The organism is Curtobacterium sp. VKM Ac-2852, assembly GCF_013205045.1.
In the GTDB taxonomy this organism is placed as follows: Bacteria; Actinomycetota; Actinomycetes; order Actinomycetales; family Microbacteriaceae; genus Curtobacterium; species Curtobacterium flaccumfaciens.
On the sequence record NZ_JABMLI010000001.1, the window covers coordinates 300,032 to 314,325 of the forward strand.

General features: G+C 69.6%; 13 protein-coding genes and 1 tRNA gene. 9 read left to right on the top strand and 5 right to left on the bottom strand.

Features of this window, described 5'->3' with window-relative positions:
- Window positions 1–18: 18 nt before the first annotated feature.
- The 6 genes from idi (at window position 19) to HQQ79_RS01440 (ending at window position 7,535) form a co-directional block, all read left to right on the top strand.
- Window positions 19–561 carry an isopentenyl-diphosphate Delta-isomerase gene (gene idi / locus HQQ79_RS01415; RefSeq protein ID WP_071246200.1) on the top strand — a complete coding sequence of 181 codons (543 nt, stop codon included), beginning with the start codon at window positions 19–21 and terminating at the stop codon, window positions 559–561.
- Between the two features lie 246 nt (window positions 562–807).
- Window positions 808–1,857 carry a magnesium and cobalt transport protein CorA gene (locus HQQ79_RS01420; RefSeq protein WP_071404930.1) on the top strand — a complete coding sequence of 350 codons (1,050 nt, stop codon included), beginning with the start codon at window positions 808–810 and terminating at the stop codon, window positions 1,855–1,857.
- Between the two features lie 117 nt (window positions 1,858–1,974).
- Entirely contained in the window at window positions 1,975–2,994 is a 1,020-nt protein-coding gene (locus tag HQQ79_RS01425) for a LacI family DNA-binding transcriptional regulator (RefSeq protein ID WP_017886425.1), read from the top strand.
- A 562-nt stretch (window positions 2,995–3,556) separates the two neighbouring features.
- Complete coding sequence (gene mmsA, locus HQQ79_RS01430) at window positions 3,557–5,080, top strand: multiple monosaccharide ABC transporter ATP-binding protein (RefSeq protein ID WP_138803433.1); 1,524 nt, start codon at window positions 3,557–3,559, stop codon at window positions 5,078–5,080.
- Window positions 5,077–6,369, top strand: a complete 1,293-nt coding sequence (gene mmsB, locus HQQ79_RS01435; protein WP_173032255.1) for a multiple monosaccharide ABC transporter permease — start codon at window positions 5,077–5,079, stop codon at window positions 6,367–6,369. The genes mmsA and mmsB overlap by 4 nt, the downstream gene beginning before the upstream one ends.
- A gap of 62 nt (window positions 6,370–6,431) precedes the next feature.
- Window positions 6,432–7,535 (top strand): sugar-binding protein, encoded by a 1,104-nt coding sequence (locus HQQ79_RS01440; RefSeq protein ID WP_027464932.1) that lies wholly within the window; start codon window positions 6,432–6,434, stop codon window positions 7,533–7,535.
- Between the two features lie 175 nt (window positions 7,536–7,710).
- Here HQQ79_RS01440 and HQQ79_RS01445 read toward each other — a convergent pair whose 3' ends face one another.
- The 3 genes from HQQ79_RS01445 to dcd form a co-directional block, all read right to left on the bottom strand.
- Window positions 7,711–8,058, bottom strand: coding sequence for a HepT-like ribonuclease domain-containing protein (locus HQQ79_RS01445; protein ID WP_173032256.1), 348 nt, complete (start codon window positions 8,056–8,058; stop codon window positions 7,711–7,713).
- Window positions 8,055–8,570 carry a helix-turn-helix domain-containing protein gene (locus tag HQQ79_RS01450; protein ID WP_173032257.1) on the bottom strand — a complete coding sequence of 172 codons (516 nt, stop codon included), beginning with the start codon at window positions 8,568–8,570 and terminating at the stop codon, window positions 8,055–8,057. The genes HQQ79_RS01445 and HQQ79_RS01450 overlap by 4 nt, the downstream gene beginning before the upstream one ends.
- Before the next feature lie 92 nt (window positions 8,571–8,662).
- Complete coding sequence (dcd, locus tag HQQ79_RS01455) at window positions 8,663–9,250, bottom strand: dCTP deaminase (protein ID WP_027464935.1); 588 nt, start codon at window positions 9,248–9,250, stop codon at window positions 8,663–8,665.
- A gap of 83 nt (window positions 9,251–9,333) precedes the next feature.
- Here dcd and HQQ79_RS01460 point away from each other — a divergent pair, with 83 nt between their 5' ends.
- Window positions 9,334–10,425 (top strand): GNAT family N-acetyltransferase, encoded by a 1,092-nt coding sequence (locus HQQ79_RS01460; RefSeq protein ID WP_173032258.1) that lies wholly within the window; start codon window positions 9,334–9,336, stop codon window positions 10,423–10,425.
- A 52-nt stretch (window positions 10,426–10,477) separates the two neighbouring features.
- Window positions 10,478–12,523 carry a cytochrome c oxidase assembly protein gene (locus HQQ79_RS01465; protein ID WP_173032259.1) on the top strand — a complete coding sequence of 682 codons (2,046 nt, stop codon included), beginning with the start codon at window positions 10,478–10,480 and terminating at the stop codon, window positions 12,521–12,523.
- 36 nt (window positions 12,524–12,559) lie between these two features.
- Here the strand turns inward: HQQ79_RS01465 and HQQ79_RS01470 are convergent, their stop codons facing one another.
- On the bottom strand, window positions 12,560–12,907 hold the full coding sequence (locus tag HQQ79_RS01470; protein ID WP_027464937.1) for a hypothetical protein: 348 nt from the start codon (window positions 12,905–12,907) through the stop codon (window positions 12,560–12,562).
- Window positions 12,897–14,006 (bottom strand): DUF6177 family protein, encoded by a 1,110-nt coding sequence (locus tag HQQ79_RS01475; protein WP_173032260.1) that lies wholly within the window; start codon window positions 14,004–14,006, stop codon window positions 12,897–12,899. The genes HQQ79_RS01470 and HQQ79_RS01475 overlap by 11 nt, the downstream gene beginning before the upstream one ends.
- Before the next feature lie 195 nt (window positions 14,007–14,201).
- On the opposite strand from HQQ79_RS01475, the gene HQQ79_RS01480 reads away from it, so the two are divergent.
- Window positions 14,202–14,272: transfer RNA gene (locus tag HQQ79_RS01480), tRNA-Gly, on the top strand.
- Window positions 14,273–14,294 lie beyond the last annotated feature (22 nt).

A 14,294-nucleotide genomic window follows, 5' to 3' on the forward strand; every position in this document is an offset into this window, starting at 1 on the left:
CCTAACCTATCGACACAGATGAACGCTTTCCCTGAATCCGTGGTGCTCCTGGCCGACGACCGTACCCCGATCGGCACGGCGGACAAGTTCACGGTGCACACAGCCCACACGCCCCTGCACCTGGCGTTCTCGTGCCACGTCCGGAACACCGACGGTGACGTCCTGGTGACCCGGCGAGCACTGTCGAAGAAGACCTGGCCCGGGGTGTGGACGAACACCTTCTGCGGCCACCCCGGTCCGGACGAGTCCTTCGAGGACGCGATCGCTCGTCGGGCCTCCCGCGAGCTCGGCATCACCGTGCGCGACGTCGAGGTCGTGCTGCCGGAGTTCCGGTACCGCGCGGTCGACGCCTCGGGCATCGTGGAGAACGAGGTCTGCCCCGTCTTCCGCGCCGTGACCGACGACACCCCGGCGCCCGCGGACGACGAGGTCGCCGAGTGGGCATGGGTGTCCGAAGACTCTCTCAGGCAGGCCGTCGCCGGCGCGCCGTTCGCCTGGAGCCCGTGGCTCGGGTGGCAGCTCGCCGAGCTCGAGACCGCTGGGCTGCACGTCACGCGCTGACGCTCCTGCGCCTGCCGCGACGGGTTGTCCGACCCGTGCCGCAGGCGTACGCTCGACCGTCGGCAGCGCTCCGGGCGCCGCCACGACGAGACGAGAAGGGCAGGTGAGGCGCGATGTCGGGTGACCATCCTCGATCGGGCCGGCCGCCCGTGTCGGTCGTCGCGCCCGCTCGCTGACCCTGCCCCGCCCCGGATCGCCGCCGGGGCGCCATCGCGCCCGCCTGCTCCCCACCGAAGGAGCACGCACATGGCACTGATCGACAACGCGATCTACGTCCGGGGACGCCGCGTGGAGTCTCCGTCGACCCTGTCGCGACCGGCTCGTGGCGACCTGACGTGGATCGGGCTGCTCCGGCCCGACCCGCACGAGCTCGAGGCCGTCGCCACCGAGTTCGACCTGCACGAGAACGCCGTCGAGGACGCCCGCAAGGGACACCAGCGCGCCAAGCTCGAGCGCTACGGCGACACCCTGTTCCTGGTGCTCCGGCCGGCCTGGTTCGACCCGTCCGAGGGCACCGTGGAGTTCGGCGAGGTGCACCTGTTCGTCGGCGACCACTTCGTGGTGAGCGTCCGGCACGCCGCTCGACCCGACCTGGCGGTGCTGCGGGCGCAGGTCGAGGCGGACCCGGAGTTCCTGGCGAAGGGGTCGGAGGCGGTGACCGCGGCCGTGCTCGACGAGGTGGTGGACGGCTACGGTCCCGTCGTTCAGGTGCTGCAGGAGCAGATCGACGCCATCGAGGACCAGCTGTTCGCCGGGCAGGTCGACCCCGGGGTCTCGAAGCGCATCTACCAGCTGCTCAGCGAGGTCCTGGCGTTCCAGCGCGCCACCACCCCGGTGCCGGCGATGGTCACGGGGCTGCTCCGCGGTGCCGACAAGTACGGCGTGGACGACGACGTGCAGCACCGACTCCGCAACGTGCACGACCACGCACTCCGTGTCACCGAGCGCGTCGACTCGTTCCGCGCCCTGCTCGAGAACGCCCTGACCCTGCACGCCACCCTGGTGTCGCAGGAGCAGAACGAGGCGATGCGCCGGATGACCAGCGCGAGCCTGGCCCAGGGTGAGGAGAGCCGGCAACTCGCCCGGGCGGCACACCGCCAGGGCGAGGAGGTCAAGAAGATCTCGTCGTGGGCGGCGATCCTGTTCGCACCGGGCCTGATCGCCGGTGTGTACGGGATGAACTTCGACCACATGCCCGAGCTGCACTGGCACTACGGGTACCCGGTCGCGATCCTCGGCATGCTCCTGCTGATGGGCGTGCTCTGGGCGATCTTCCGCAAGCGCAACTGGCTCTGAGCGGACGGTGGATCGACGCACAGGTGGCGTCGATCCGCCGGACGTGCATAATGATCTGGCCCGGAATGTGAACGTGCACATCGATGTGCCACGACGCCCGGGCGGAAACGAGCAGCAATGGCGTCATCGCGGACACAGCAACCGCGTTCGCCCAGCATCCGTGACGTCGCACGGATCGCGGGCGTCTCGCACCAGACCGTCTCGCGGGTGCTGAACAACTCGGATGCGATCCGGGCCGAGACACGCGACAAGGTCCTCGCGGCCATGGAGCAGCTGCAGTACCGGCCGAACCGGGCCGCACGCGCCCTCGTCACGAGCCGGACCCACACGATCGGCGTCCTGACGGCCCGCCGCGCCCACTACGGTCCCGCCGTGGCACTGCAGGCGATCGAGGACGCCGCGATGCTCCGCGGCTACTCGGTCACGACGGCGAACATCGCCGAGGCGACCGATGCCGCCGTGCGTGAAGGACTCGGGCACCTGCTCGACCTCGACGTCGAGGGCATCGTCGTCATCGCACCCCAGCAGCGGGTCTTCGACCTGATCGCGGAGCTCGGCATCCGCACCCCCTACGTCACCATGCGCGCCAGCGTCGGCGAGGACCCGACGGCGCTGTGGGTGGACCAGATGGAGGGCGCACGACTCGCGACCGCGCATCTGCTCGACCTGGGGCACGAGTACGTCCGGCACATCGCCGGACCACAGGACTGGATCGAGGCCGACGCCCGCATGCAGGGGTTCCTGCGCGAGATGTCCGACCGCGACATGGCCGTCGCGCCGCCGATCCTGGGCGACTGGACCGCCGACTTCGGCTACCACGCCGGCCGTGAGCTGCTGCGGTGGCGGGACTGCACCGCGATCTTCTGCTCGAACGACCAGATGGCGCTCGGGGTGATGCACGCGGCACGCTCGTACGGACTCGACGTCCCGGGCGACCTGTCCGTGGTCGGCTACGACGACATCCCCGAGGCGAAGCACTTCTGGCCGCCGCTCACCACGGTGCAGGTCGACTTCGCCGAACTCGGGCGTCGCTGCGTGGACCTGCTGCTGCCGAGTGAGGGCGAGCTCCTCCGCCCGATCGACATCGTCCCGCAGCTGGTCGTGCGCGCCTCCACCAGCGCGCCCCGCACGCGCTGACGCACCTCGGGCCGCGCCACGCCCCGAGTACCTGCCACGAACGGGCACACCTGCCACGAACTTTCGACCAGGTACGCCCGGAAGCACCAGCCACGCCCGGAACCGCACGGCGGCGGCGCACCGGCGAGCGCGGCTCCGGACGCGACCACGAAGCGGACGGGAGGCCCGTGGCCGGCCCACCACGGGCCTCCCGTCCGCGCATGCGGATTCGCGCAACAAAACGCCCGCCCCCGGGGCCCCTGGCCCCAACCCGGGGGACGTTCCCTCCGGATCACGCACGCCGTTACGAAAACGCGACCAATCCGAATTGACAGCCGCACCGAGGCTGTGCGTAAATTGCCTCCGTCCAGCCGATGTGACCGTTCACATGAGCGTCACACCGAGCCGGATCCGGACGCGACAACGAAGTCCACACAGGCCCCCTGTGCTTTCGCTGCCGCAGCAGAACCACCCGAACACACTGCCGCACCGAAGCGGCAGAAGGAGATGCACTGTGGCGTCAACCCCGATCGACACCGGCCTCGAGACCCGGTCGATCACCGCACCCGAGACGATCCTCGAGATGCGCTCGATCACCAAGGAGTTCCCTGGTGTGAAGGCGCTGGCCGACGTCTCCCTCAGCGTCCGTGCCGGCGAGATCCACGCGATCTGCGGCGAGAACGGCGCCGGCAAGTCGACCCTGATGAAGGTCCTGTCGGGCGTCTACCCGTACGGCACCTACAGCGGCGAGATCGTCTACGAGGGCGAAGAAGTCCGCTTCTCGAACATCAAGCAGTCCGAGCAGGCCGGCATCGTCATCATCCACCAGGAGCTGGCGCTCATCCCGGAGCTCTCGATCACCGAGAACCTGTTCCTGGGCAACGAGCCGAGCCGCGGTGGCGTCATCAACTGGACCGCCGCGCAGCTGCGTGCGCAGGACCTGCTCGCCCGCGTCGGCCTGGCCGACGACCCGGACACGCAGATCAAGAACCTCGGTGTCGGCAAGCAGCAGCTCGTCGAGATCGCGAAGGCCCTGCACAAGGACGTCAAGCTCCTGATCCTCGACGAGCCGACCGCCGCGCTCAACGAGAACGACTCGCAGCACCTGCTCGACCTGATCGTCGGGCTGAAGGCCAAGGGCATCGCGAGCATCATCATCAGCCACAAGCTCAACGAGATCGAGCAGATCGCCGACGAGATCACGATCATCCGCGACGGCAAGGCCATCGAGACGCTCAACGTCAAGGCGGACGGCGTCAACGAGGACCGCATCATCCGCGGCATGGTCGGCCGCTCGCTCGAGTCGCGCTTCCCCGACCGCACCCCGAAGATCGGCGAGACCTTCTTCGAGGTCCGCAACTGGACCGTGCAGCACCCGGTCGACTCGTCGCGTCTGGTCTGCAAGGCCTCGAACTTCCACGTCCGCCGCGGTGAGATCGTCGGCTTCGCCGGTCTGATGGGCGCCGGACGCACCGAGCTGGCGATGAGCCTGTTCGGTCGCTCCTACGGCACCTGGCTCGACGGCCAGATCATCAAGGACGGCCGCGAGATCAAGGTCACGAACGTCCAGCAGGCGATCGAGAACGGCCTCGGCTACGTCTCCGAGGACCGCAAGGCGCTCGGCCTGAACCTGCTCGACACCGTGAAGCGCTCGACGGTCGCCGCCGACCTGCGGAAGATCTCGAAGGCCGGTGTCGTCGACTCGCTCGAGGAATACTCGGTCGCCGAGAAGTACCGCAAGATGCTCCGCACGAAGGTGCCGAGCGTCGAGGACAACGTCGGCAAGCTCTCTGGTGGCAACCAGCAGAAGGTCGTCCTGTCCAAGTGGATGTTCACCGACCCGGACATCCTGATCCTCGACGAGCCCACCCGCGGCATCGACGTGGGCGCCAAGTTCGAGATCTACGGGATCATCCAGCAGCTCGCCGCCGAGGGGAAGGGCATCATCCTCATCTCGTCCGAGCTCCCCGAACTCCTCGGTCTCTCCGACCGGATCTACACCATCTTCGAGGGCCAGATCACCGCTGACCTCCCGGCCGACCAGGCCGATCCCGAATCGCTCATGCGCAGCATGACCTCCGCGCGGAAGGGCGCCACCGCCTCATGAACAACCTGAAACTGCTCTTCGGCAAGGGCAACAGCATCGGCCAGTACGGCATGATCATCGCGCTCATCGTGCTGCTGATCTTCTTCTCGATCACGACGAACGGGCTCATCCTCGAGCCGACCAACGTCATCAACCTGTTCCTGCAGTACTCCTACATCCTGATCCTGGCGCTCGGCATGGTCATGGTCATCATCGCGGGGCACATCGACCTGTCGGTCGGTTCGGTCGCAGCGGTCGTCGGCATCGTCGTGGCGCAGTCCATGGCCGTGTGGGACTTCCCGGTGTGGGCCGCCATCATCCTGGGTCTCGCGTGCGGTGCCCTGATCGGTGCGTGGCAGGGCTTCTGGGTCGCGTTCGTGAAGGTCCCGGCCTTCATCGTGACGCTGGCCGGTCAGCTCATCTTCCGTGGTGTGAACCAGATCATCGGCAACTCGACGTCGGTCCCCGTCCCGGACGCCTTCACCCCGATCGGCGCCGGCTTCCTCGGTGACTTCGGCCCCGACTTCGGGTTCAGCAACGGCACGCTGCTCATCGGCCTCGTCACGATCCTCGCGCTCATCATCATCGAGGCCCGTGGCCGTGCCCGCCGTCGGAAGATGCAGGCCGAGGTCCCGCCGCTGTGGGTCTCGATCGTCCGCACCGGCATCCTGGTCGCCGTCACGCTCGTCGCCACGTACCTGTTCGGCCACGGCCCGGTCGGCACCTCGGTCCCGATCGTCGCGATCATCCTCGGCATCCTGACCATCGTCTACGGCTTCGTCACGAAGAACACGATCTTCGGTCGCCAGGTCTACGCCGTCGGCGGCAACGCCAACGCAGCCGTCCTGTCCGGCGTCTCGGCGCGGCGGGTCAACTTCTTCGTCATGATGAACATGTCGGTCCTCGCCGCGATCGCCGGCATGGTGTTCGTCGCCTACTCCGGCGCCTCGGGCCCCGCGGACGGCACCGGCTGGGAGCTCGACGCGATCGCCGCCGTGTTCGTCGGTGGAGCGGCGGTCGCCGGTGGTGTCGGCACGATCTCCGGCTCGATCATCGGTGGTCTCGTGATGGCGCTGCTGTCGAACGGTCTGCAGCTCATGGGCCTCGAGTCCAACCAGGTGCAGATCATCCGCGGCCTGGTCCTGCTCGTCGCCGTCGCCTTCGACGTCTACTCGAAGTCGCAGGGACGCCCGTCGCTGATCGGCGGCATGATGCGGCAGTTCCAGCGGAAGGACACCGAGCAGAACACGGTGGCCGCCCAGCAGCCGCGGTCCATCGAGGACCAGCCGGACAAGATCACCCTCCCCTAGTTCACCCCTCCCCACAGCGGGGCTCCGGCCCCACACCTCCTCAACGAAGAGAAAGCAATCACATGCGCAAGAAGATCGTCGCCGGCCTCAGCCTGGCGCTCATCGCGGGCCTCGCCCTCAGCGGATGCTCGGCACGCGGCTCGTCCGACGACGCCGGCAGCACCAGCAGCATCAAGAAGGGCGACCTCATCGGCGTCGCCCTGCCGGCCAAGACCTCGCAGAACTGGGTCCTCGCGGGTGCCGCGTTCAAGAAGTCGATCGAGGACGCCGGCTTCAAGGCCGACATCCAGTACGCCAACGCCGGCAACCCGGTCCCCGACCAGCAGTCGCAGATCTCCGGCATGATCACCAAGGGCGCCAAGGCCGTCATCATCGGTGCCGCCGACGGTTCGCAGCTGACCGCGCAGGTCAAGTCCGCCAAGGACCGTGGCGCCGTCGTCATCGCCTGGGACCGCAACATCCTGAACACGAAGAACGTCGACTACTACGTGGCGTTCAACAACTTCAAGGTCGGCCAGCTCCAGGCCGAGGCGCTGCTCAAGGGCCTCGAGGAGAAGAAGGGCGACAAGCCGTACAACGTCGAGCTCTTCGCCGGTTCGCCGGACGACGCCAACGCGACCGTGTTCTTCAACGGTGCGATGGACGTCCTGCAGCCGAAGATCGACGACGGCACGATCAAGGTCGTCTCCGGTCAGACCACGTTCCAGAAGGTCGTCACGCAGGGCTGGCTCGCGCAGAAGGCCCAGTCGCGCATGACCGACCTGCTCTCGCAGTACTACACGGGTGACACCGAGCTCGACGGCGTCCTGTCGCCGAACGACACCCTCGCCCGTGCGATCCTCACCGCGACCAAGGCCGCTGGCAAGGACAACCCCGTCGTGACGGGCCAGGACTCGGAGACCGCGTCCATCCCGCTCATCATGCAGGGCACGCAGTACTCGACGATCTTCAAGGACACGTCGAAGGAGGCCCAGGCGGCCGTCGACCTCGTCTCCACGCTGTCGAAGGGCGACAAGCCCGACACGAAGATGGACAAGACGAACAACTACAACGGCAAGAAGACGGTCCCCGCGATCGAGCTCACGCCGGTCCTGGTCACCAAGGACAACGCCGTCGAGGCCTACAAGGGCAACGACACCCTCGAGGAGCTCGCCAAGAAGGGCTGATCTCCCCAGCACCACGGACGGCCCGTCTCGCCTCGGCGAGACGGGCCGTCCTGCGTCGTCCTGCGGCCGGCCACACGGCGGACGGGAGGCTCGGTGCACGTCGTGATCCGTGCCTCCAGTCCGCCGGGTGGTCCGCCCAGGGCACGTGGTCGCGCCCGGTCCGCGCCCGCGTCCGTCAGGGGTGGGCAGCGCGCAACCGGCGCGCGGCGTCGGCGAGGTGCGGGACGTCGGTGCGGGCGGTGCCGAACACCAGCGCACGCGTCGTGTCGAAGTACCGCCGGGTCAGCCGCTCCCCCAGGTCGGACACCCGCGACCACGGGATGCCGGGCTCGCTCGCGGTGACCCCGACCGGGAGCACCCGCACGGCCTCGCCGATCTCGACCAGGCGCATCCGGACCGCGTCCTGCACCAGGTCCTCGGGCAGCCGCTCGTCGTCGACGTAGCGCCGGATCGCCTCGCAGGCCCGGATGACGTCGTCGAGGCGGTCGCCGACGGCACGTCGGACGCCCGGCTCGGTGCTCACAGCGGCACCGCGGTCCGGACGACCCCGGGGTGCATGCCCGCGGCGTCGACCACGTCGACGCGGACGCCGAGCAACCGCTCGGCGGCGTCCTGGATCCGCATGAGCGCGAAGATCCCGAGCCCCGCGTCGACGTCGACCATCAGGTCCACGTCGCTGTCCGGGCCGTCCTCACCCCGGGCGACGCTGCCGAAGATCCGGGGGTTCCGCCCGCCGAACCGCTGCACGATGTCGACGAGGTCCTGCCGGGCGGCGACCACCCCTTCGAGGAGCGGCTGGGGTTCCTCGACCGGCTGCAGGTCGATCGTCGTCGTGAAGCCCGCCGCCCGGAGCATCCGCTGCAGGGCGGCGAGCGACGGTTCACGCCGACCGTTCTCGTAGGTGCTGATGACGCTCTGGGTGACGCCGGCGCGCTGGGCGAGCTGGACCTGGGTCAGTTCGGCGCGTTCACGGGCGTCGCGGATGAGCACCGCGGCCGACAGTGGCGGGGCGGACCGTGGGGGGACAGCGGACATGCTGCAACGATACACAGCATGCGACATTTCGTCTGCTGGCGGAACCGACGGGTCTGTGCATGGCCGGACGAAACGGGACGGTCCGGCGCTCGTCAGCGCGGGTCTGAGACGTCCGCCCGGTGGAAGTTCTGCGCCGAGCGGGACGCGGTCGGGCCACGCTGACCCTGGTAACGGGACTGGTACTCGGCGGAACCGTAGGGCTTCTCGGCCGGGCTCGACAGCTGGAAGAAGCAGAGCTGCCCGATCTTCATCCCCGGCCACAGCTTGATCGGCAGCGTCGCCACGTTCGACAGCTCGAGCGTCACGTGCCCGGAGAACCCGGGGTCGATGAAGCCCGCGGTCGAGTGGGTCAGGAGCCCGAGGCGACCGAGCGAGCTCTTGCCCTCGAGCCGCGCCGCGATGTCGTCGGGCAGCGTCACGACCTCGAACGTGGAGCCGAGGACGAACTCACCCGGGTGCAGCACGAACGCTTCGTCCGGGTCGGTCTCGACCAGGCGGGTCAGGTCGGGCTGGTCCACCGCAGGGTCGATGTGCGGGTACTTGTGGTTGTCGAACAGCCGGAAGAACTTGTCGAGCCGGACGTCGATGCTCGACGGCTGCACGAGCGAGGCGTCGTACGGGTCGAGGCCGATCCGGCCTTCGGCGAGCTGGGCGGTGATGTCGCGGTCGGAGAGCAGCACGGACGAAGCCTAGCGGCAGCGGGCGTCGCGCCGGTATGCTGCCAGGCTGCCCACCACCCCGGCGGGCGGCGTTCGGAGCAGTGATGACCACGTACACCGTCGACGAGATCACGGTGCCCGCCACCATGGACGACGACCCGGCCGTCGTCTCGGTGTTCCGCGAGTGGGTCGACGTGCAGAACCGGGCCGAGGTCGCGACCACGCACCTGCCCGAGCTGCTCTGGACCCCCGAGGAACAGCTGCCGTACCTGCTCGACCCGGACGCACCCAGCCGACTGTTCCTGGTCCGCGACGACGAGGGGACCGCGGTCGGAGCCGGCTCGTACGACTCGAAGGTGGACTTTGCCGCCCCGAACTGCTGGATCGCGGTCAGCGTGGCACCCGAACACCGACGTCGCGGCGTGGGCACGCTCCTGGCCGAACACCTGGAGGACGTCGCTCGCGGTCAGGGACGCACGCAGTGGAAGACCTACGCGGTCTCACGACAGGTCGGGCCGGCATCCGGCCCCGGGTACCGACAGGCCCCCACCGGGTTCGGGGCCGTCCCGGAGGACGAGGCAGCGGTCCGGTTCCTGACCCGTCGAGGCTGGCGGCTCGGGCAGGTCAACCGGATCAGCCGTCTCGCACTCCCGGCTGCCGAGGCCGCGGTGGCCGAAGTCCATGCGGCTGCGACCGCGGCGTCGGGTGACCACCACCGCGTGCACACCTGGACGGGCCCGACACCCGATCGGTGGCAGTCGGACCTCGCGCTCCTGCTGACCCGGATGAGCACCGACGCCCCGTCGGGCGACATGACCGAGCCCGAGGACGCCTGGACGGTCGAGCGGCTCCGGACACACGAGCAGCACCTCGAGGACGGACCCCGCACGATGCGCACGGTCGTGGTCGAGGACACCTCGACCGGGTCGCTCGTCGGGTTCACCCAGCTCGCCGTCCCCGGTCCCCTCGCGCAGCCGGTCATGCAGGGCGACACCCTCGTCGTCCGTGAGCACCGTGGGCAGCGGCTCGGATGGCTCCTGAAGGCGGTCGGGATCGAGGCCGTCGAGCGCGAGCATCCGGGGCACCCGTCGATCATCACCTTCAACGCGGAGGAGAACCGCCACATGCTCGACGTGAACGAGGCCGTCGGGTTCGTCGGCGTCGGCTGCGAGGGCATCTGGGAACGGCGGGTCTGAGCGCGCATCCGAGGGGCCGGTTGCCAGCCGGCACGCCTACCATTGGACGGTCATGACCGTCACGTCACCCGAAACCCAGCCCACCGGGTCAGCGCCGGACGCCGCCCCCACCACCGGGCGCTCGTCCACCGTCGCGACGGTCCTCGTCATCGCGATCCCGCTCGCCGTCGCGTGCTCGATCCTCGGGCTGACGATCACCGGTGCCTTCAGCGCGGGTCAGCAGCTGGTGTCCGCCGGCGACGTCGTCGAGTACGGCCTGCCGATCGCCCGAGTCGTGCACGACACGATGGCGGCGCTGACCATCGGGCTCCTCATCGTCGCGGCGTTCGCGCTGCCCGCGCAGAAGAAGGACCACGGCGCCCTGTCGAGCGTGCAGCACCGGGCCACCCGGTGGGCCGCGGCGACCGGCGCCGTCTGGTTCCTGGCGGCCGCGGTGAGCATCGTCCTGACCGGCGCGAACACCCTCGGTGTCCCGCTCACCAGCCCGGTGTTCGCCCGCAACTTCATGCTCTTCGCGTTCCAGGTCGAGATCGGCCAGGCACTCGTGGTGTCGGCTGCCGCGATCCTGGTCGCCACGGTGGTCGCTGCCTTCGCCACCCGGGTGACGACCCTGGCGTTCGCCACCGTGATCGGCCTGTTCGCCCTGCTCCCCCTGGCCCTGTCCGGCCACGCCGCCGGGTCGCTCGAGCACGCGAATGCGGTGAACTCGCTCGCGATCCACCTGGTCGGGGTGTGCGTGTGGGCCGGCGGCCTGGTCGCCGTGGTCCTGCTCCGCACCCGCACCAAGGGCGCGACCGGACGCGTGATCGCCCGGTACTCGACGCTCGCCGGCTGGTCGTTCGGGGCCGTGGCGTTCTCCGGCATCGTCAACGCGTCGCTGCGTCTGACCGGCCCGCTCGACCTCGTCACGACGACGTACGGCTGGCTCATCACCGTCAAGGCGCTCATCCTCGTACTGCTCGGTGTCGCGGGCATCGTGCAGCGCCGGAAGCTCGTGCCCGGGCTCCTCCGCGCGCCGCTCGACCGCCGCCTGTTCACCCGGTTCGCGCTGGCCGAGATCGTGTTCATGGCCGTGGCGATCGGCGTCTCGGTCGCCGTGTCCCGCTCGCAGCCGCCGATCCCGCAGACCCCGGCGACGGGCGAGGACACCCGCTCCGGCCTGATCGGGTTCCCGTTCCCGCCGGCGCAGACCACGCAGACCTACCTGACCCAGTGGCACATCGACTGGGTGTGGCTCGGCCTGGCCGTCGTCGGGGCCGTCTGGTACCTGCTGGCGGTGCGCAAGCTCCGGAAGCGCGGTGACGCCTGGCCCGTCGGCCGCACCATCGCCTGGCTGATCGGCTGCGCCCTGTTCATCTGGACCACGTCGGCCGGCCCTGCCGTCTACGGCATGATCCACTTCTCGTCGCACATGCTCCAGCACATGCTGCTGATGATGTTCGTCCCGCTGCCGCTCGTGCTCGGTGGCCCGGTGCTGCTCGCGCTCCGCACCCTGCCGGTCCGGAACGACGGTTCACGCGGCGCCCGCGAGTGGCTCATGCTCTTCGTGCACTCCCGCTGGATGCAGTTCCTCGGCAAGCCAGCCGTCGCGGGCATCATCTTCGCCGGGTCCCTCGTGGTCTTCTACTTCACGCCGGCGTACCAGGCCGCGATGCAGTCGCACGAGTGGCACGTGGCGATGATCATCCACTTCGTCCTGAGCGGCTACCTGTTCTTCTGGGTCTTCGTCGGCGTCGACCCGGGTCCGCAGCGCCCGCCGTACCCGATGCTCATCATCACCCTGCTGGCCACCCTGGCGTTCCACGCGTTCTTCGGCGTCGCGGTCATGACGTCGCAGTCGGTGTTCGCGGCGGACTGGTTCCACGCGCTGGGCCAGACGAACGACGCCGCGCTGCTCGACGACCAGCACACCGGCGGCGGCATCGCGTGGGGTGCGTCGGAGCTCCCGATGGTGTTCGTGGCCCTGCTCGTCGTCCGGAACTGGATGCGCTCGGACAAGCGCGACGCGAAGCGCCTGGACCGCAAGGCCGACCGCGACGGTGACGCCGACCTCAAGGCCTACAACGAGCGCCTGGCAGCGATGAGCAAGCGGGAATGACCCGCGGTACCGGCCACCCGGCTGGAACGACCCCGGTCAGTCCCCGTGGACGATGCAGACCGCGTCGAGGTCCATCGCGGCTTCGAGGGCGGCCGAGATCCCCGATTCCCCGTCGGGGCCCGCGGGGGTCACGGTGTCGACCCACCACAGCGGCGTCGCCAGGGTCGGGGCGTCCGGCAGGATCCGCTCGACCTCGTCGAAGGAGTCCACCCGGCGCACGCCGAGCACGGTGATCACGGGGTGCGTGGCGTCACGGCAGACCTGCATCATCGGGCCGTCGTCGAGCGCCCGGACGCCCCAGGTCTCGTCGTGCAGCAGGAGCGCCTCCGCCACCTCGCGCGTCTCGACCGGCTGGCGGCAGAGGATGGTGACGTCACGGGGCACCGTGACCGCCCACCATCCGGTCGTCGCGGACGTGGCCGTCGAGCGTGCCCTCGTCGTGCGCGGGGTCGAGCGGTGCGCCGCCGACCAGCTGCAGGAAGCGGTCCTCGTCGATGCGGTCGAGGAACGACTCGAGCGCTTCCCAGCCGTCCTCGAAGCGGACGATCATCCCACCGTCGTCGGTCGCGTCGGCACCCGGACGGGCGGCCGAGCCGGAGCCGGCCGCGAAGGTCGCGGTCGTGGTGCGCGGCGGCGGCCAGACGCCGTCGCGGTCCAGGAAGCCCGCGGCCTCGGGTCCCACGACGACGGCGAGCGGCGACGGTTCGCCGTGCGAGACGGCCCGCACCAGGTGGTCGGCGTCCCCGCGGCGCTGCATGACCACGCCGAACACGGGGACGACCTGGTCGGCGACCCGCTGCACGGCGTCGAACATCCGGTTCGCCAGCCCCGGGTCGGTGTTCTCCTCGGGCACGGTGAGCACGGCGGACATCGTCTCGACGACGACCCCGCCGACCAGGTGCGCGGTCATCGTCGCGGAGAACCCCTCGCCGACGGCGTACGAGGTCGAGATGCCGGGTGCCTCGTGCTTCGCGTACTGCGTCACGACCCAGCGGTCCCAGGGCACGGTGAGCGGTTCGGCGGTGCCCCACCGGGTCGGGCAGGTGCCGACGGTGTGGCACAACGCCTCGATCGCGGAGCCCATGTCGACCGCACGGCCGGGGTGGTGCCGGAGGGTCAGGTCGATGCTGATCTGTCGCACCGAGTCGGCCGAGACCGGGTGCTCGGGCGACGGGGTGCCCACGAGTTCGGGGCCGCGGTGCACGAAGTCCTCGATGTCCGATGCGGCGACGCCGGTCCGGCCGTCACGCAGTGTGCCGTCGAAGTCGGAAACCGCCCACGCGGCGCCGTACGCGCCGAGCGCGTGCCGGAGTGCCGGGGTGATCGCCGCGGCCCGGCCGGTGCGGAGCACGACCGTCCGTCCGGCGTCCGCCGACCGGCGGAGCAGCGAGGCGAGCGCATCGGTCAGCCACACGACGGGCGAGGCGGACTCGACCACGATCGCCGAGCCGACCACGTCGTCGATGAGGGGATGCCTGACCATCCGGGTCCTCCTCGGTTCGGGGCTGGAACTCCCTGGACGGTACACACGGGGGCGACACCTGTCCGTCAGGCTCGCACCCTCACAGCGGAGACTCGGGAGGCGCGACACGCGCCGGCGAGACGGCGTACGGTGCGCGGTCGGCTGGCTTCCAGGCGAGAATCCGCTAGGCTTGCCGAGTCCCGTTCTGCGGGGCGCGCGAGTGTAGTTCAATGGTAGAACTCCAGCTTCCCAAGCTGGTAGCGCGGGTTCGATTCCCGTCACTCGCTCCGTCGGACGTACGCTCGCCGC

Bases quoted from the DNA above. Each gene is read 5' to 3' on its own strand.
- HQQ79_RS01450 (WP_173032257.1), bottom strand. From the start codon at position 8,570: ATGTCCGCTGTCCCCCCACGGTCCGCCCCGCCACTGTCGGCCGCGGTG.
- HQQ79_RS01425 (WP_017886425.1), top strand. From the start codon at position 1,975: ATGGCGTCATCGCGGACACAGCAACCGCGTTCGCCCAGCATCCGTGAC.
- HQQ79_RS01460 (WP_173032258.1), top strand. From the start codon at position 9,334: ATGACCACGTACACCGTCGACGAGATCACGGTGCCCGCCACCATGGAC.
- HQQ79_RS01420 (WP_071404930.1), top strand. From the start codon at position 808: ATGGCACTGATCGACAACGCGATCTACGTCCGGGGACGCCGCGTGGAG.
- HQQ79_RS01440 (WP_027464932.1), top strand. From the start codon at position 6,432: ATGCGCAAGAAGATCGTCGCCGGCCTCAGCCTGGCGCTCATCGCGGGC.
- mmsB (WP_173032255.1), top strand. From the start codon at position 5,077: ATGAACAACCTGAAACTGCTCTTCGGCAAGGGCAACAGCATCGGCCAG.
- idi (WP_071246200.1), top strand. From the start codon at position 19: ATGAACGCTTTCCCTGAATCCGTGGTGCTCCTGGCCGACGACCGTACC.
- HQQ79_RS01475 (WP_173032260.1), bottom strand. From the start codon at position 14,006: ATGGTCAGGCATCCCCTCATCGACGACGTGGTCGGCTCGGCGATCGTG.
- HQQ79_RS01465 (WP_173032259.1), top strand. From the start codon at position 10,478: ATGACCGTCACGTCACCCGAAACCCAGCCCACCGGGTCAGCGCCGGAC.
- mmsA (WP_138803433.1), top strand. From the start codon at position 3,557: ATGCGCTCGATCACCAAGGAGTTCCCTGGTGTGAAGGCGCTGGCCGAC.